Raw genomic sequence first — 17505 nt, 5'->3', positions numbered from 1 at the left:
TCTTACTCCTCCACTACCAGACCCATGGAACGAGCGGAGCCGGCGATGCAACGTACTTTTGCATCCAGATCGGCACCGGTCATATCCGGCTCTTTGGTCTTGGCGATTTCTTGCAGCTGGGCAACGGTCACCTTACCAACCTTGTCTTTGTTCGGCTTGGAAGAACCAGACTTGATGCCAGCAGCTTTCTTCAGCAGGAAGGAAGCAGGCGGAGTCTTGGTTTCGAAGGTGAAGGAACGGTCGCTGTAAACGGTGATCACGACCGGAGTCGGTGAACCTTTTTCCAGCTTCTCTGTACGAGCGTTGAACGCCTTACAGAATTCCATGATGTTCACACCGTGTTGACCCAGTGCAGGACCAACGGGAGGAGACGGGTTGGCTGCACCAGCAGCAACCTGCAGCTTGATATAAGCTGTGACTTTCTTAGCCATTAGGAAATTACCTCAAAAATGGGTTCTAGCGCCTCGGAGACATGCTCCTGCAAACGGCTCCCCAACTAATAAAGGGGCAGCGAATTATAGAGATATTCGCTGCCCCTGACAACTGTTGAGTGAACAGAAATCAATCAGCCCTTTTCGACCTGACCAAAATCCAGTTCAACCGGAGTAGAACGACCGAAGATCAGTACAGAGACCTTCACGCGGCTCTTCTCGTAATCCACCTCTTCAACGGTACCGTTGAAGTCGGCAAACGGACCATCGGCAACCCGCACCATTTCACCCGGTTCAAACAGGGTTTTCGGACGCGGCTTGTCGTGGGCATCCTGCAGACGGTTCAGGATGGCATCGGCCTCTTTGTCGGAGATCGGTGCCGGACGGTCGGAGGTACCGCCGATGAAGCCCATTACACGCGGTACGTTGCGTACCAGGTGCCATGTGGTTTCATCCATGATCATCTGAACCAGGACATAACCCGGGAAAAACTTGCGCTCACTCTTGCGCTTCTGGCCTGCACGCATCTCGACCACTTCTTCGGTCGGGACCAGTACTTCACCGAACATGTCTTCCATGCCATGCATCTTGATATGTTCACGCAGGGATTTGGCAACACGGCCTTCATAGCCGGAAAACGCCTGCACGACATACCATCTCATACGCTGTTCACGTTGTTCAGTCATGGCTTATCCTTACACACCGGTAATCAGGTTGACCAACCAGACCAAGGCGCCGTCCAGAACGAACAGCAGCAGCCCCATCACGGCGGTCACCGCCAGCACAATCAGGGTTGTCTGAATGGCTTCCTGACGGGTTGGCCATACGACCTTGCGGACTTCCAGGCGAGACTCACGGGCGAATGCCAGCGTAGCCTTTCCCTTGGTGGTTTGCAGGGCTACTGCACCAGCAGCAGCGACGACAACGACCACACCCAGGGCGCGGACGGCAGCGACAACATCGTTGAGCAGGTAATTACCCACTACAGCAGCCGCCAGGATAATGAAAACCAGGCCCCAAAGCAGGGTATCCTTGCTTCCGCCCTGGCTCTCAGAACTAACACTCATACAACCCACCTGTATCTGACGTAACCAAAGACACAAAAGCCCCGTACGAGACGAGGTATATGGCAGGGGCGGCAGGACTCGAACCCGCAACCATCGGTTTTGGAGACCGCTGTTCTACCAATTCGAACTACGCCCCTGCATAAGAAAGCCCCTATTATAGGGGCTTTGCTTTATTTATGTAAGCCAAAGATTAAGCGATAACTTTAGCTACAACACCAGCACCTACGGTACGGCCACCTTCACGGATAGCGAAACGCAGGCCGTCGTCCATCGCGATCGGTGCAATCAGGGTAACAACCATCTTGATGTTGTCGCCCGGCATTACCATCTCTACGCCTTCCGGCAGTTCGATGGTACCGGTCACGTCGGTAGTACGGAAGTAGAACTGCGGACGGTAGCCTTTGAAGAACGGGGTATGACGACCACCTTCTTCTTTGGACAGTACGTACACTTCAGATTCAAACTTGGTGTGCGGCTTGATGGTGCCCGGCTTGGCCAGTACCTGACCACGCTCTACGTCTTCACGTTTCACGCCACGCAGCAGTGCACCGATGTTCTCGCCTGCACGACCTTCGTCCAGCAGCTTGCGGAACATTTCAACGCCGGTACAGGTGGTCTTGGTGGTATCTTTGATACCAACGATTTCCACTTCTTCACCAACTTTAACGATACCGCGCTCTACACGACCGGTAACTACAGTACCACGGCCAGCGATAGAGAATACGTCCTCGATCGGCATCAGGAACGGCTGGTCAATTGCACGCTCCGGCTCCGGAATGTAGCTGTCCAGGTGGCCAGCCAGTTCCAGGATCTTCTCTTCCCACTGAGCTTCGCCTTCCAGCGCTTTCAGTGCAGAACCACGGACTACCGGCAGGTCATCACCCGGGAAGTCGTACTCGGACAGCAGTTCGCGAACTTCCATCTCGACCAGTTCCAGCAGCTCTTCGTCATCTACCATGTCACACTTGTTCATGAACACGATGATGTACGGAACGCCTACCTGACGACCCAGCAGGATGTGCTCACGAGTCTGCGGCATCGGGCCGTCAGTCGCAGCTACTACCAGGATCGCGCCGTCCATCTGGGCAGCACCGGTGATCATGTTTTTAACGTAGTCGGCGTGACCCGGGCAGTCTACGTGGGCGTAGTGACGGGTAGCGGTGTCGTATTCTACGTGGGAGGTGTTGATGGTGATACCACGCTCACGCTCTTCCGGTGCCTTGTCGATCTGGTCGAAGGCGAAAGCTTTACCACCGAAGTGCTTGGCCAGCACGTTGGTGATAGCTGCAGTCAGGGTGGTTTTACCGTGGTCAACGTGGCCGATGGTACCCACGTTAACGTGCGGTTTATTACGCTCAAATTTTTCTTTAGACATGATCGTCCCTCTAAACTAACGCTGAGTACGCGGTGGCAAGCTAACCACAGAACAGTTTATATGATGGATTTGCATCTGGTGGGGAAGAGAGGCTGGTGCTGACAGACAGGTTCGACTGCCGACTTCACCCTGAGGGCGTAGCTCTTGGTATCGCCTGAGCCATATCAGCATCTTGGAGCGGGCAGCGGGAATCGAACCCGCATCATCAGCTTGGAAGGCTGAGGTAATAGCCATTATACGATGCCCGCATTTCTCTAACCCAAAGAACTCAAACCGCAGAGAAATATGGTGGAGGGAGAAGGATTCGAACCTTCGAAGGCAGAGCCGTCAGATTTACAGTCTGATCCCTTTGGCCGCTCGGGAACCCCTCCAGATGCCAGATTGTCACAGTGGTAATTCTGCTTGCACCCACTGTTTTTTATCGCTTTTGCCGAGCAAACAGGCGACAGACATCCAAGCGTCGCGCATTTTATTGTAAGGATTTGGGGGATGCAACCATTGCTCCTTGCAAAATGTGGATTATTGCCGGGATCCGGGCAAAAAAGTGGAGGGATTCAGGCCAATCTGGATGCGTCCCTTGTCGCTCTCCACCCCTTGGTGTATGGTCGCCGTGCCAAAGAAACAGTGATGACACCATGACGACAGAGCATAACCCCTATCTGCAATTCACCCGCGAAAAATGGGCGTTATTGCGCGATTCGGTCCCCCTGACCCTGACCGAACACGATCTGCAAACCCTGCGCGGGATCAACGAAAAGGTGTCATTGAAGGAGGTAGAGGAGATCTATCTGCCCCTCTCCCGCCTGCTCAATCTCTATGTCAAAGCCAAGCAGCGCCGAAGCCGGGTACTGGAACAGTTCCTCGGCCAGTCACGCGGCAAGGGTACTTATATCATCAGCATCGCCGGCAGTGTGGCGGGGGGCAAAAGCACCACGGCTCGTATCCTGCAGGCGTTGCTGGAACGCTGGCCGGAGCACCCGCGAGTGGAGCTGGTCACCACCGACGGCTTCCTCTATCCCAACAAGGTGCTGGAGGAGCGTGGCCTGATGCGCCGCAAGGGTTTCCCGGAATCCTACGACATCCGCCATCTGGTGGAGTTTGTCGCCAATATCCGTGCCGGCCACGAGAAGGTGGAAGCACCGGTCTACTCCCACCTTATCTATGACATCATCCCTGACGAGAAGAAGGTGGTAGAGCAGCCGGACATCCTGATCCTGGAAGGGCTCAATGTGCTGCAAAGCGGCATGGATTATCCGCAGGAACCGCACCGGGTCTTTGTCTCCGATTTCGTCGACTTCTCCATCTATGTGGATGCCGAAGCCGACCTGCTGCGCACCTGGTATATCGAGCGCTTCCTCAAATTCCGCAGTGGCGCTTTCTCGGACCCGGACTCCTACTTCCACCACTACGCCAAGCTGACCGAGAGCGAAGCGACCCAGATCGCCAACAACATCTGGCAGGATATCAACTATCTCAATCTGCAGGAGAACATCCTGCCGACCCGGGAGCGGGCCAACCTGATCCTGACCAAGGGCAACGAGCACGCCATCGAACAGATCAAGCTGCGCAAATAAGCACGGCAGTTCGCACCGTTGCAGATAGCCGGATAACAGAGAGGGACCCGCAGGCCCCTCTCTTTTTTGTCGCTAACGATTAGCGCCATGCACAACGCTCAATCACCCCGGCGCAGGGAGAGTTCGCCCCCCAGATAGAACTTGGTCCCCTCCTCCGTCTCCAACCGCAGGGCGCCGCGATCGTCGATACCACGGGCGATCCCCCGGATCTCCTGCTCCCCCATCAAGAGACGGACAGGGCGACCGGCAAAGTGGTCGAGCCGGTTCCACTGATCGACAAAGCTCGCCAATCCGCTCTGCTCGAAGGTCTGCATCGCCCGCTGCAGATAGGCGATCATCCGGGCAGCGAGCTCATTGCGATCAACCAGCTCGGGATTGATGTGGCGCAACTCGGCCCATGCCTGATCGATCTTCTCCCCTTCGCGGGACGGCATCGCCAGATTGAGGCCGATACCGATCACCAGATGGCAACTGGCACCGGCGCTGCCGCTCATCTCCACCAGAATGCCCGCCAGCTTGCGCCCCTGATAGTAGAGGTCGTTGGGCCACTTCAGCTCGACACCGTGATAACCGAGCGACTCCAGCGCCTCTACCACGGCAACACCAACCGCCAGACTCAGCCCCATGGCGGCAGCCATCCCCTGCTCCAGCCGCCAGTACATGCTGAGGATCAGCTGGCAACCAAACGGCGAGACCCAGGGCTTGCCACGACGACCGCGTCCGGCGGTCTGGCACTCGGCAAGGCAACTCTCGCCAGAGCGCAGTTGATTGACCCTGTCCAGCAGATGCTGGTTGGTCGAACCGATCACCGGGAAGCAGTGCACCGGCGCCATCGGTGCCAGCGCCTGCAGCTTAGCCTCGTCATAGAGCGCCATCGGCACCGCCAGCCGGTAGCCTTTGCCGGTCAGGCTAAAGAGATCCAGCCCCAGCTCCTTGAGTGCAGCCATGTGCTTGCTCACTGCCGCCCGGCTGATACCGAGCTGCTCGCCCAGCTGTTCGCCGGAGTGAAACTGGCCATCGCTGAGCAGGGTGATCAAGGTCTGTCTGATTGGAGTCAACGTCATGAGAGCACCTCATCGAGCCAGGTTTCACCCTGCGCGCCCATGAAGCGCACCTCGTGTTCCAGCACCACACCAAACTTCTGCTCCACGCTGTCGCGCACGTGGGCCGCCAACGCGATCAGCTCCATGGCGCTGGCGCCCCCCAGATTGACCAGTACCAGCGCCTGCTCCTGATGAACGGCGGCGCGGCCGATGGCAAATCCCTTGAGACCACACTGATCGATGAGCCAGCCAGCCGCCAGCTTGGCTTGCCCCTCCCCGGCCGGATAACAGGGCATCTGCGGATATGTCAGTTTGAGCGAATCGGCCAGCGCGGCGGGCACCACCGGATTCTTGAAGAAGCTGCCGGCGTTGCCGAGTACGGCGGGATCCGGCAGCTTGGCCTTGCGGGTGGCGCAGACTGTGTCGAAGATGGCCTGCGCACTCGGCTGGTCGCCAAGCGCGGCCAGCGGGCCATAGCCCAGCACCGGTTGCCACACCTTGGGCAGTTTGAGGCCGACAGCAGTGATCAGGTGGGAGTCCTGATATTCGTGCTTGAAGATGCTGTCGCGATAACCGAAACGGCACTGCTCTGCCTCAATCCGCTCGATCTCGCCGCTCTGCCAGTTGAAGGCCTCGACATAGGTACAGAAGTTAGCCAGCTCGACCCCGTAGGCGCCGATGTTCTGCACCGGAGCCGCCCCGACCGTGCCGGGGATGAGTGCCAGATTCTCCAGTCCGTACCAACCCTGCTGCAGGGTATGACAAACCAGCTGATGCCAATCCTCACCCGCTGCGACATGGAACAGCCAGTGATCGCCCTGATCCTGTGCGGTAATGCCCTTGAGGCGGTTGAGCACCACCAGACCGTGGAAGTCGGTAGTAAACAGCACATTGCTGCCACCACCCAGGTTCAGACGGGGCAGCGTGTTCAGCTCGGCATCACTTCGCAGGGCAGCCAGATCGGAGATCAGCTCCACCTCGGCCAACCAGAGGCAGTAAGCATCGAGGGCGAGGGTGTTGAGTTTCAACAAGGAGGCGTTGGCATTCAGTTTCATCTGTCTATCCCGGCTTGGTGCAAGGACGCAGTCTACCTCAAGTTGCCGGTGACGAAAAATCTGTGCTCTTTTCGGACGAATAACAGTGGTTTAGAGTAGTCAGCTTCAACTGTTGAGGAATAACTCATGAACAACCAGTTTGCCGTCATCGGCCTGGGCCTGTTTGGCAGCGCGCTGTGCGAAGAGCTGCAGCGGCAGGATGCCGAGGTGCTGGCTATCGATATCGACGAGAGCAAGACCCGCCAAATCGCCACCCTCTGCAACCACGTCGTCGTGGCTGATGCCACTGATGAGGCCACCGTCGCCGAGCTGGGGCTGGCCAACTTCGACATCGTCTTCGTCGCCATCGGTGACAACCTGGAGACCAGCATCCTCACCACCCTGGTGCTGAAGGAAGCGGGCGTGAAGAAGGTATGGGTGAAGGCCCGCGACAAGTTCCACGCCAAGATCCTGCAGAAAGTGGGCGCCGACAAGGTGATCAACCCCGAGTGGGACATGGGGCGTCGCGTTGCGCAGAGCATGCTCGACAACCGCCTGTTCGACTATCTGGAGCTGGGTCACGACATGGTGCTGACCGAGTTCGTTATCGGTCTGCCACAGAACGGCAAGGCGCTCAGCGACTTCCACCTGTTACAGCAGAGCGACTTCCAGCTGCTCGCCATCAAGCGCGGCGATGTGCTGCACAACGTACTGACCGGCAAGATGGAGCTGCAACTGGGTGACATCCTCATCCTGGCAGGCAACAAACACGCGATCGACCACTGGCTGGAAACCCTATGACCCGTTGGCGCAACAGCTTTGCCTTCACCCTCCACCGGGAGGATGACTCCCGCTGGAGCGAAGCCAAGCTGATCCTTGGCAGCTTTCTGATCATCCTGCTGATAGGCACTATCTTTCTGGTGCAGCCCTCCAGCCATAACGGCGAGGTGAGCTTCATCAACGCCCTGTTCACCGCCACCTCGGCCATCTGCGTGACCGGGCTCGGCGTGGTGGATACCGGCACCGCCTTCACCCTGCAGGGGCAGATCTTTCTGATCATGTTGATGGAGATTGGCGGGCTGGGGCAGATGACCATGACCCTGCTGCTCATCGCCATCTTCAGCAAGCGGGTCGGCCTGCGCCAGCAGGTACTCGCCAAGGAGGCGCTGGGGCAGGAGGGCTCGGTCAACATCATTCAGCTGGTGAAGCGCATCGTGCTGTTCGCCTTTATCGCCCAGCTGATCGGCACCGGCCTGATGGCCATCCGCTGGGTGCCCGAGATGGGCTGGGTGCACGGCCTCTACGTCAGCTTCTTCCACGCTGTCTCCGCCTTCAACAACGCCGGCTTCTCGCTGTTTGCCAACAACCTGATCAGCTATCGGGACGATCCCCTCATCAGCCTGACCATCGCAGGCCTGCTGATCCTCGGCGGTATCGGCTTTACCGTTATCGTCGATCTGGTGCGCAACCGTCGCTGGCGCAAACTGAAGCTGCACAGCAAACTGATGATCCTGATGACGCCGGCCCTGTTGCTGCTGGGGACCGTGGTCTTCTGGCTGCTGGAGCGCAACAACCCGGGCACTTTTGGCAACGCCGGTATTGGCGGCCAGCTGCTGGCGGCCTTCTTCCAGTCGGCCAGCGCCCGTACCGCGGGTTTCAACTCCATCGACATCGGCCAGATGGTGCCCGCCTCGCTGCTGTTCATGATGATGCTGATGTTTATCGGTGCCGGTGCCACCTCCACCGGTGGTGGTATCAAGGTGACCACCTTTGCCGTGGTGCTGCTGGCGACCAAGGCGTTTCTTACCAAGCGCCCTCACGTCACCGCCTTCGGTCGCACCCTGTCGCCCCAGATCGTCACCCGCTCGCTGGCCATCATCATCGTCAGCACCATGGTGCTGATGCTGGCCATGTTCCTGCTGATGATCACCGACGCCCTGCCGTTCGACAAAATCATGTTCGAAACCATCTCGGCGTTTGCCACCGTCGGCCTCTCCACCGGCATCACCCCGAGCCTGAGCGGCCCGGGCAAGTTCATTCTGGTGCTGGTGATGATCTGCGGCCGTCTCGGCCCGCTCACCCTCGCCTTTATGCTGGCCCGCCCGAGCGAGACCCGCATCAAGTATCCGGAAGAGAGCGTCTACACCGGCTAATGACCGCTGGCCGTTACGCCGACAAAAAGAGAGGGGCCATCATGGCCCCTCTCTTTTTCCTGCTGACACCCCATGGTCAGGCCGCCTGGCTTTTGGTCGTCCGCTTGCCCGTGCTCCTGCCTGCACTTTTGCCTGAACTCTTGCGAGGCGCAGCGCCGCCAGCGGCCGGACTCTTGCGCTTGGCAAAGCGCCGCTTGCCGGCCCCCGGCGCCTCCTTGGGCAGGGCGCTGAAACTGGCACCAGAGTCCTGCCGCGCCCCCTCAATCAGACCGTGCAGCTGCTCGGTGAGCGGCCCCATAAACTGCTGGTAGCTGCCGTGACGCTCGGCGATCTGGCCGAGGCTCTGCTCCCACAGCGCCGTCATATCCGGCGTGGTGGCAGTGGCAGGCAGCGCCTGCACCAGCGCCCGCCCGGTCGGTGTCGCCTTGATGCTCTTGCCCTGACGCACCAGAAAGCGGCGCTTGAACAGCAGGTCGATGATACCGGCCCGGGTCGCCTCGGTGCCGAGGCCATCGGTCTCGCGCAGGGTCTTGCGGATCTCGGGATCCTGCACATAGCGGGCGATACCGGTCATGGCCGCCAGCAGGGTGGCATCGGTAAATGACTTGGGTGGCTGGGTCATCTTCTCCTGCAACTCGCCACGCTCGCAGAGCAGCTGTTCGCCCTCCTTCAAAGCGGGCAGCGTGCCCGCCTTCTCTTCGTCGTCATCCTCCTCCACCCCGAGCAATGCCTTCCAGCCCGCTTTCAGAATGCGGCGCGCCTTGGCCTGAAACAGGCCACCGGCGATGCGCAGCAGCACCTTGCTGTCGTTGTATTCGAACGGGGGGTAGAACTGCAGCAGGTACTGGCGTGCAATCAGGCCGTAAAGCTTCGCCTCGTCGGCCCCCAGCGTGGCGGGGTTGCCCTGCTTCTCGGTGGGGATGATGGCGTGGTGGGCATCCACCTTGCTGTCGTTCCACGCCTTGCTGCGGATCTTGCCGTCAGCCTCGGCAACCGCCCTGGCCAGCGCGGGCGCCGTAGCGGCAATGGCGCCGCGCACCTGCTCCGCCCGCTTGAAGTGGTCGGTCGGCAGATAACGGCTGTCAGAGCGCGGATAGGTGATGAGCTTGTGGCGCTCGTAGAGGCTCTGGCAGATGTCGAGCACCCGCTTGGCATCCATGCCGAAGCGTTTGGCGGCATCGATCTGCAGGCTGGAGAGGTTATAGGGGAGCGGCGCCGCCTGCTTGCGGGCCTGCTCCTCCACCGACTCAACCTGAGCGGGCTGACCGTTGATCCGGCTCACCACCTTGTCGGCCAGCGCCCGGTTGAGCACCCGCCCCTCCTCGTCCTGCCACGGCAGGCAGGCTTCGGACGGCAGCCACTTGGCGGTGAAGCGCTCGTGGCTATCGGTCAGCAGATGGGCCAGCACTTCGTAGAAGGGTTTGGGGACGAAGGCCTCGATCTCGAGATCCCGCCGCACCACCAGCCCGAGCAGCGGTGTTTGCACCCGACCAACCGAGAGCAGCTCGCTGCAACCGGCTTTGCGCCCGAGCAGGGTGTAGGCACGGGTCATGTTGATACCGTAGAGCCAGTCGGCCCGGCTGCGAGCCAGCGCCGAGACCGCCAGCGGCACGAACTCCTTGTTGTCTCTGAGCTTGTCGAGGGCACGGCGCACCGCGGGCGGGTTGAGATCGCTGATGAGACAGCGCTGCACCGGCCTGGTTTTCGGGTAGCCGAGAAAGTCGATCACCTCGTCCACCAGCAGTTGCCCTTCCCGGTCAGGGTCACCGGCGTTGACCACGCAGTCGGCCTGCTTGATCAACCGCTTGATGACGGTGAGCTGGGTTTTGGTCTTGGGCTTGGCCACCAGCTGCCACTGGGCGGGGACGATGGGGAGATGCTCCATCCGCCACTGCTTGAAGGCGGCGTCATAGGCATCGGGTTCTGCCTGCTCCAGCAGATGGCCGATGCACCAGGTGACTACATCCCCCTGGGCGGTCTCGATAAAACCATCGCCCTTCTTGTGGGGCTTGGGCAGGGCATCGGCAATGGCGCGCCCCAGAGTGGGCTTCTCGGCGATGAAGAGTCGCATCGGTGACTACCTGAAACACTGTATATGCAGACAGTATACAGCGCCCACCGATAAAGCCCAACCGCGACTATTCGTCGAACGGATTGTCGTGAATGGCGGCAAACAGCCGCGCCTGATTGAGCACAGGGGCATAGTGGAAGGCGTTGTCGCCATCCTCCGTCAGCAGGTAGTCGGTCAGCTGCTCGCGCACCGCCTCCTGCAAGCTCTCCAGCTTCCACGGCTTGGCGAGGTAGTAGTGCAATCCGCCGCGGTTGACCGCCTCTATGGTCGCCTCCAACCCCGCCTGCCCGGTCAGCAGCAGCTTTCGGCTGGCCCGGGTCGCGCTACGCCGGTTCAACTCCACCAGAAAATCGACCCCCAAGGTTCCCGGCATGATGTGATCGCAGAGGATCAGCGCCAGCCTGCCCCCCTCCCGCTCCCACTCGTGCACCACCTCGCGCGCTTCGTCGACGCTCTCGGCGCCATCCAGCTCGAAATGGCTGCGAAACGGTGCGAGGTCGTGGAGCACCGCCTCCAGCACCTCCCGCTCATCGTCCACACACAGGATCAGATAGTGTTTGTTCATTGCTCCTCCTTGGCGGCGCACCACGGCACGCCCTCTTATGGCAGATGCGTCCGCTCAGGCCGCATGCTCGTTGTGGCGGGGCTCTCCCCCGTAGTCGGCCATCCCTATATCCCCCAGCGGCAGGCAGACCCGCATCCGGGTGTAGCGTCCAGACTCGGAGGCCACCTCGATCCGACCGTGATGCTGCTGCACGATCTGCAGCGAGACGCTCAGGCCAATGCCAAGGCCGAAATGGCCCTCCCGCTTGGTGGTGAAGTTGAGATCGAAGATCCGCTGCCACAGCTCGGGCTCGATGCCGCAGCCGCTATCCTCCACCTCCACCATCACCCAGCCGGGCTCCGGCAGGCCGGTGCGCACCGTCAATCTTCCCGGCTCGCTCATGGCATCCAGACTGTTGGCGATGAGGTTGGTTCACACCTGCTGCAGGGCGGCGGGATGGCAGCGCACCAGAGGCAGGGGTTGGTACTCCTTGCAGAGCTCATGCTGCTTGAGGCGGTTCTCGAACATCAGCAGGGTATCTTCCAGCCCCTCGTGCAAGTCCACCAGCGAGGGCTCGTCCCTGTCCTGCCGGGCATACTGCTTGAGGCTCTTGACCAGATCGCCGATGCGGCGGGCACACACCTCGATATTGCGCAGGAAGCTGCCGGTCTGCTGGAACAGCTCCAGCTGCACCAGCAGTGCTTCCCGCTCGCTGGCGGTGCGCCCGGCAAACCAGCGCTGCCAGCTCAGCTCATCATCCAGATTCATCTGCACCGCCAGCCGCGCCTGCTGACGCTCGCCAAAGCGCCGCTCGGCCTGCCGGGTCTTGTCGCGGATCTCGCTGGTCGAGACCGGCTGGGAGGAGAGCGCCTGACAGAGAGTCTGATTGCCCAGCCCCTTGAGGGCGGCAGGCAGTTCGAGGTTGATGAGATCGGGGATGGCGGCGCGCAGGGTCTCGCTGCCGCGAATGATGGCCGCCACCGGGTTGTTGAGCTCGTGGGCGACACCGGCCACCAGCTGCCCCAGCATCGCCATCTTCTCGCTCTCCATCAGCTGGGCATGAGCCGCTTCGAGGGAGTCGAGGGTCTGTTGCAACCGCATCTCGGTGCGGATGCTGTTTTGCAGGCGGCGGTTGAAGTGGCGCAGCAGCAGGTTGGTAAAGGAGGGGAGCAGCTCGCTGCGCGCCTCCATGACGCGGGAGAACTGCAGCTTGTCGAGCTTGATCACCTCGGCGCCGGTCAGGGTCACTCCGGTGGTAAAGGCGGGTTCGCCGGTGACGAAGGACATGCCCCCCACCAGCGCGCCGGAGCGGTAGTGCACCACCTCCTGATCGACCCCGTGGGCGTCGCGCTTGCGCAGCACCACCTCCCCCTTGGCGATAAACCAGAGGAAGCTGTTGGGCTCCCCCTCGCGGGTCAGCACATGGCCCGGACTGTAGTGGCGGCAGACCCGCGCCTCGTCGTTACCTTCGAAAAACTGGTAGAGGCCGTCGATCACCACCCGCGACAACTCCTCGTCGCTGCAGCGGGTGTAATCCATAAAGCCCTGACGATACTCGGCCAACTGGCGATCGACATGAGCCCGCAGCAGTCGCTGGTTGTCGAGCACGGTTGCATAGCTCAGCAGATCCGCCTCCGGGCAGTGCAGCACGAACTGGCTCGCCTGCTCGATGACGGCGCGGCGCAGGCTGCCGTCGCGCCAGGGGCGCTGCAGGTAGTAGTCGAGGCGGCCAAGGTTGACCGCCTCGATGATCGATTTCATCTCGGGCTGGCTGCCCAGCAGGATCTTGCGGCACGCCTCGTGCTGGCTGCCGAGGCGGATCAGAAAGTCGGCCCCGCGCCCATCCCCCAGATCGCTGTCGCACACCACCACGGCCGGCGGCTGCCCCTTGCGCTCCAGCTCCTCAAGCGCCAGCTCGGCCGACTCCTGCCCGGTGGCGACCACCAGCGCAAAGCGGCTGAGCAGCGGGGCCAGCTCCTGTTCGAACTCGGCCAGCAGCTGGACATCGGCGGCGACACACAGCAGGGAGAAAGGGCTCATCAGCGACACTCCGTTGAGGCTCAATCCTGACTATATCAACGAATCCGTCAGGGTTTTGCGAGGGGGCTAACAGCGGCAGAAGAAAGTAAAATAATCATTAAATCGACAATTTTCAGAACTAAATTCGACAAATCAGTCAATAACAAAACATTAATCACAATGTGACGCGCATCTTAAAATTCAAACCATGATTGAGGTCAACGCCCCCTGCGCCCCTGATGACTACCATGTACCTACTACTATGTTGGTATTCATCGACCACAGGACACAGCCCCCATGATTGGAAAACTGATAAGAAAAACCTGGTTCTGGCTCCTGCTGCTGGGCGCCATGCTGGGTATCGCCGCCCTCGGCGTCACCGTGACCGTGCTGCACAAGACCAGCTCCACCGAATTCTGCGTCTCCTGCCACTCCATGCAGACCCCGCTGGCCGAGTATCAGGGCAGCGTCCACTTCCAGAACACCAAGGGGATCCGCGCCGAGTGTGCCGACTGCCACATCCCGGGCGACCCCAGCTCCTATCTGTGGACCAAGATCCGCGCCGTGAAGGATATCTATCACGAGGCGATCGGCACCCTCGACACGCCCGAGAAATACGAGGCCCACAAGCTGCGGATGGCCCAGACCGTGTGGGACGAGCTGAAAGCCAGTGACTCCGCCACCTGCCGCAGCTGCCACAGCTACGCAGCGATGGACATTCTGGCCCAGCGCCCCAACGCCCGCGCCGAACACCCCATCGCCATCAAGGATGGCCAGACCTGCATCGACTGCCACCGCGGCGTTGCCCACATCATGCCCGACATGAGCGGTCTGGCTGCCGCCGGTGCCAGCGAACTGGCGCAGGCCGCCGCCCAGACCCCGGCCAGCGTCACCACCCGCTACGCCATCGCCACCACCCCGCTCTATCTGGATGCCAGCGCCAAGACCGATGAAGGCACCCTGATGCCCTCCACTCAGGTTGAGATGATGGGCAAGGAGAATGGCCGCGCCCGGGTGCGCATCGACGGCTGGCAGCAGGATGGCGTGAGCGAAGTGTTCTACGCCGCCCCCGGCAAACGGATCCTCAGCGTACTGGTCGGCGATGCCGCCAAGAAAGCGCTGGTCACCGGCAAGAGCGAAACCGACAGCGCCACCAACCTCACCTGGCATCAGGTCAGCCTGACCGCCTGGGTAGACGAGAGCCAGCTCATCGGCGATCAGGGCAAGCTATGGCAGTACGCCTCCACCCTGATGTCCAACAACTGCACCGGTTGCCACGGCCTCACCGCGCTGGATCACTTCAACGCCAACCAGTGGATCGGCGTCATCAAGGGGATGGAGTCTCGTACCTCCCTCACCCCGGAACAGGCACGCATGCTGACCCAGTATGTCCAGAAACACGCCAGCGACATGAGCGCGGCCCACTGAGGCTGGTAGAGGAGAATCCCAATGACCCGTTTTAACGACAAGAAGACCAATCTCTCCCGCCGCAACCTGCTCAAGGGGCTCGGTGCCTGCGCCGCCCTGCCCCTGCTTGGCGGCATTTTCCCGAAAAGCGCGCTGGCGCAAGCCATCAGCACCGCATTGAGCCAGTTCCCGACTCTGGTGCCCGCCCAGAAGGGCATTCTGACTGGCGCCCACTGGGGTGCCTTCGAGGCGATCGTCGAGGATGGCCGCATGGTGCGCGTCCAGCCGGTAGCCGATGATCCGGCGCCGAACGATCTCATCGACATGGCGCCGTTCCAGGTGCACGCCAAGAACCGCATCAAGTACCCCATGGTACGCAAAAGCTGGCTGGAGCATGGCCCGGGCGCCAAACCCGAGCTGCGCGGTGCCGACGAGTGGGTACGGGTGAGCTGGGAGAAAGCCATCGAACTGGTGGCCGGCGAGATCCAGCGGGTCCAGTCTGATTTCGGCCCGCAGGCGATCCACGCCGGTTCCTACGGCTGGAAGAGCGTCGGCATGTTCCACAACAGCCGCACCCTGCTGCACCGCCTGATGAACCTCTCCGGCGGCTTCACCGGTTATGCCGGTGACTACTCCACCGGCGCGGCTCAGGTGATCATGTCCCACGTGATGGGCTCCATCGAGGTGTACGAGCAGCAGACCGCCTGGCCAAACGTGGTGGAGAACGCCGAGCTGGTGGTGCTGTGGGGGGTCAATGCTCAGGTCACCCTGAAGAACAGCTGGAACATGCCGGATCACGAAGGTCAGGCCGGATTCAAGGCGCTGAAAGAGAAAGGCACCCGCGTCATCAGCATCGATCCGGTCTACAACGAAACCGCCAAGCTGGTCGGCGCCGAGTGGATTGCCCCGAACGCCTACACCGATGTGGCCATGATGCTGGGTGTGGCCCACACCCTCTACAGCGAGAAGAAGCACGATCAGGCCTTCCTCGATCGCTACACCGTCGGCTTCGACAAGTTCCTCGCCTATCTGCTCGGCGAGGATGATGGTCAGCCGAAGAGCGCCGAATGGGCGAGCACTGTCTGCGGCGTCGATGCCAAGGTGATCCGCCAGCTGGCCCTCGACATGGCCGCCAAGCGCACCATGATCATGGCCGGTTGGGGCATGCAGCGTCAGCAGCACGGCGAACAGCCGAACTGGATGCTGGTCACTCTGGCCTCCATGCTGGGCCAGATCGGCCTGCCGGGCGGCGGCTACGGCTTCAGCTACCACTACTCCTCCGGTGGCAGCCCCACCGCCAAGGGCGGCATTCTGGCCGGTATCTCTGCCGGCAACGCACCGAAGAACAGCCCGGCACCGATCCCGGTGGCCCGCATCGCCGACTGTCTCGCCAACCCGGGCAAGACCATCGACTTCAACGGCCGCAAGGTGACCTATCCGGACATCAAGCTGGTCTACGTGGCGGGCGGCAACCCCTTCCACCACCATCAGGACACCAACAACCTGCTGCAGGCGTGGCGCAAGCCGCAAACCGTGATCGTCCACGAGCCCTACTGGACCGCCACCGCCAAGCACGCCGACATCGTGCTGCCGGTCACCACCAGCTACGAGCGCAACGATCTGGAGATGGGCGGCGACTACTCCCAGCGCTACGTGTTCCCGATGCACCAGTGCGTACCGCCGCAGTTTGAAGCCCGCAACGACTTCGACATCTTCAGCGCCATCGCCGCCAAGCTGGGCGTGCAGGAGCAGTACACCGAAGGGAAGGACGAGATGCTGTGGCTCAAGCAGATGTACGACGGCATGGCGGCGCAGGCCCGCGGCGCCCGCGTCGCGCTGCCGCCGTTCAACATGTTCTGGGAGTCCAACAACTACATCCGCTTCCCGATCCCCGAGGCCAACCGCCAGTGGATCCGTCACGCCGATTTTCGCGAGAACCCGCTGCTCAACCCGCTCGGCACCCCGTCCGGCAAGATCGAGATCTTCTCCAACACGGTGGCGGGGATGGGTTATGCCGACTGCGCCGGCCACCCCAAGTGGTATGAGCCCAAAGAGTGGGTGAAGAGCGAGGTGGCGGCGCGCTATCCGCTGTCGCTCAACACCTCCCACCCGACCCAGCGGCTGCACTCCCAGCTCGACAACACCCCGCTGCGGGACAAGTTCGCCATCGCCGACCGCGAGGCGATCATGATCCATCCCGCCGACGCCAAGGCCCGTGGCATCGCTCAGGGGGATCTGGTGCGCGCCTTCAACGAGCGCGGCCAGATCCTGGTGGGCGCCCTGCTCTCCGAAGATGTGCGTCAGGGGGTGGTGCGGATCTGCGAAGGGGCCTGGTATGACCCGGCCAAGCCGGGCGAAGCGGGCAGCATCTGCAAGAACGGCAACGTCAACTGCCTCACCTTCGACGAGGGCTCGTCCAGTCTGGCGCAGGGCAACTGCGGCCACATGGCCCAGCTGCAGATCGAGAAGTACACAGGGCCGATGCTGGCCAACACCGCCCACGCGGTACCGGTCAACGGCTAAGGCGGTTGCTACTGGACAAAACGGCGCCATCATGGCGCCGTTTTTTTATCCCGGTTGTGGCGGGGAGATCCCTTGTCGGGATAAGTGCCAGCGCCAATAGCGAAGATCGGCAGATCCCCTCCCACAGCGCTGGCGGCGTTCGCTGGCACCGTGAGGGTGCCTGATTCTCCTGCATAAATTTAATTTATGACTTTTCCGATAATGACCCGATTTTTACTTATACCAATAACCAAGCGCCCCATGGCGGCCCTACCCGGCTCTTGT

At 61.1% G+C, this 17505-nt stretch carries 15 protein-coding genes and 3 tRNA genes; 5 read left to right on the top strand and 13 right to left on the bottom strand.

Translation table 11 applies throughout. The annotated features are described in order from the left end of the window. Positions 1-2: 2 nt before the first annotated feature. The 7 genes from rplK to WE862_RS05420 all read right to left on the bottom strand — a co-directional run bounded on the left by rplK (position 3) and on the right by WE862_RS05420 (position 3244). Positions 3-431: a 50S ribosomal protein L11 gene (gene rplK / locus WE862_RS05450; RefSeq protein ID WP_033114963.1), complete on the bottom strand. Its 429-nt coding sequence runs from the start codon at positions 429-431 to the stop codon at positions 3-5. 134 nt (positions 432-565) lie between these two features. After that, positions 566-1117: a transcription termination/antitermination protein NusG gene (gene nusG, locus WE862_RS05445; protein WP_005306318.1), complete on the bottom strand. Its 552-nt coding sequence runs from the start codon at positions 1115-1117 to the stop codon at positions 566-568. A 9-nt stretch (positions 1118-1126) separates the two neighbouring features. Beyond that, the gene (secE, locus tag WE862_RS05440; protein WP_033114962.1) at positions 1127-1498 is read right to left on the bottom strand and encodes a preprotein translocase subunit SecE; all 372 of its coding nucleotides are present in this window, start codon (positions 1496-1498) and stop codon (positions 1127-1129) included. Between the two features lie 60 nt (positions 1499-1558). Then, a tRNA-Trp gene (locus tag WE862_RS05435) sits at positions 1559-1635 on the bottom strand. 53 nt (positions 1636-1688) lie between these two features. Beyond that, complete coding sequence (tuf, locus tag WE862_RS05430; protein ID WP_074042664.1) at positions 1689-2873, bottom strand: elongation factor Tu; 1185 nt, start codon at positions 2871-2873, stop codon at positions 1689-1691. A 173-nt stretch (positions 2874-3046) separates the two neighbouring features. Continuing rightward, a tRNA-Gly gene (locus tag WE862_RS05425) sits at positions 3047-3121 on the bottom strand. A 38-nt stretch (positions 3122-3159) separates the two neighbouring features. Next, positions 3160-3244, bottom strand: a tRNA-Tyr gene (locus WE862_RS05420). A 264-nt stretch (positions 3245-3508) separates the two neighbouring features. Between WE862_RS05420 and coaA the strand changes: the two genes are divergently transcribed. Further along, complete coding sequence (gene coaA, locus WE862_RS05415) at positions 3509-4447, top strand: type I pantothenate kinase (protein ID WP_033114855.1); 939 nt, start codon at positions 3509-3511, stop codon at positions 4445-4447. A 98-nt stretch (positions 4448-4545) separates the two neighbouring features. On the opposite strand, the gene birA is transcribed toward coaA, so the two are convergent. Then, the gene (gene birA / locus WE862_RS05410) at positions 4546-5511 is read right to left on the bottom strand and encodes a bifunctional biotin--[acetyl-CoA-carboxylase] ligase/biotin operon repressor BirA (RefSeq protein WP_042031855.1); all 966 of its coding nucleotides are present in this window, start codon (positions 5509-5511) and stop codon (positions 4546-4548) included. Then, positions 5508-6545, bottom strand: a complete 1038-nt coding sequence (gene murB / locus WE862_RS05405; RefSeq protein ID WP_042031856.1) for a UDP-N-acetylmuramate dehydrogenase — start codon at positions 6543-6545, stop codon at positions 5508-5510. Before murB ends, birA begins: the two co-directional genes overlap by 4 nt. A gap of 126 nt (positions 6546-6671) precedes the next feature. Between murB and WE862_RS05400 the strand changes: the two genes are divergently transcribed. After that, positions 6672-7325, top strand: a complete 654-nt coding sequence (locus WE862_RS05400) for a potassium channel family protein (protein WP_042031857.1) — start codon at positions 6672-6674, stop codon at positions 7323-7325. Continuing rightward, on the top strand, positions 7322-8677 hold the full coding sequence (locus WE862_RS05395; RefSeq protein WP_042031858.1) for a TrkH family potassium uptake protein: 1356 nt from the start codon (positions 7322-7324) through the stop codon (positions 8675-8677). Before WE862_RS05400 ends, WE862_RS05395 begins: the two co-directional genes overlap by 4 nt. Positions 8678-8753: 76 nt before the next feature. Here the strand turns inward: WE862_RS05395 and WE862_RS05390 are convergent, their stop codons facing one another. From WE862_RS05390 to WE862_RS05380, 4 genes are all read right to left on the bottom strand, one after another. After that, positions 8754-10748 (bottom strand): DNA topoisomerase III, encoded by a 1995-nt coding sequence (locus WE862_RS05390; RefSeq protein ID WP_042031860.1) that lies wholly within the window; start codon positions 10746-10748, stop codon positions 8754-8756. Between the two features lie 67 nt (positions 10749-10815). Beyond that, on the bottom strand, positions 10816-11313 hold the full coding sequence (locus tag WE862_RS05385; protein ID WP_042031861.1) for a response regulator: 498 nt from the start codon (positions 11311-11313) through the stop codon (positions 10816-10818). Between the two features lie 54 nt (positions 11314-11367). Then, the gene (locus tag WE862_RS21360) at positions 11368-11715 is read right to left on the bottom strand and encodes a sensor histidine kinase (RefSeq protein WP_422388485.1); all 348 of its coding nucleotides are present in this window, start codon (positions 11713-11715) and stop codon (positions 11368-11370) included. Between the two features lie 9 nt (positions 11716-11724). Next, positions 11725-13332 (bottom strand): cyclic nucleotide-binding domain-containing protein, encoded by a 1608-nt coding sequence (locus tag WE862_RS05380; RefSeq protein ID WP_422388482.1) that lies wholly within the window; start codon positions 13330-13332, stop codon positions 11725-11727. A gap of 276 nt (positions 13333-13608) precedes the next feature. Between WE862_RS05380 and WE862_RS05375 the strand changes: the two genes are divergently transcribed. Further along, positions 13609-14739 carry a NapC/NirT family cytochrome c gene (locus WE862_RS05375; protein WP_042031863.1) on the top strand — a complete coding sequence of 377 codons (1131 nt, stop codon included), beginning with the start codon at positions 13609-13611 and terminating at the stop codon, positions 14737-14739. Between the two features lie 21 nt (positions 14740-14760). Beyond that, complete coding sequence (gene torA / locus WE862_RS05370; protein WP_042031864.1) at positions 14761-17241, top strand: trimethylamine-N-oxide reductase TorA; 2481 nt, start codon at positions 14761-14763, stop codon at positions 17239-17241. Positions 17242-17505 lie beyond the last annotated feature (264 nt).

The organism is Aeromonas jandaei, assembly GCF_037890695.1.
In the GTDB taxonomy this organism is placed as follows: Bacteria; Pseudomonadota; Gammaproteobacteria; order Enterobacterales; family Aeromonadaceae; genus Aeromonas; species Aeromonas jandaei.
The sequence above is the reverse complement of the archived record's forward strand: the minus strand, read 5'-3'. Positions and strand labels throughout refer to the sequence as shown.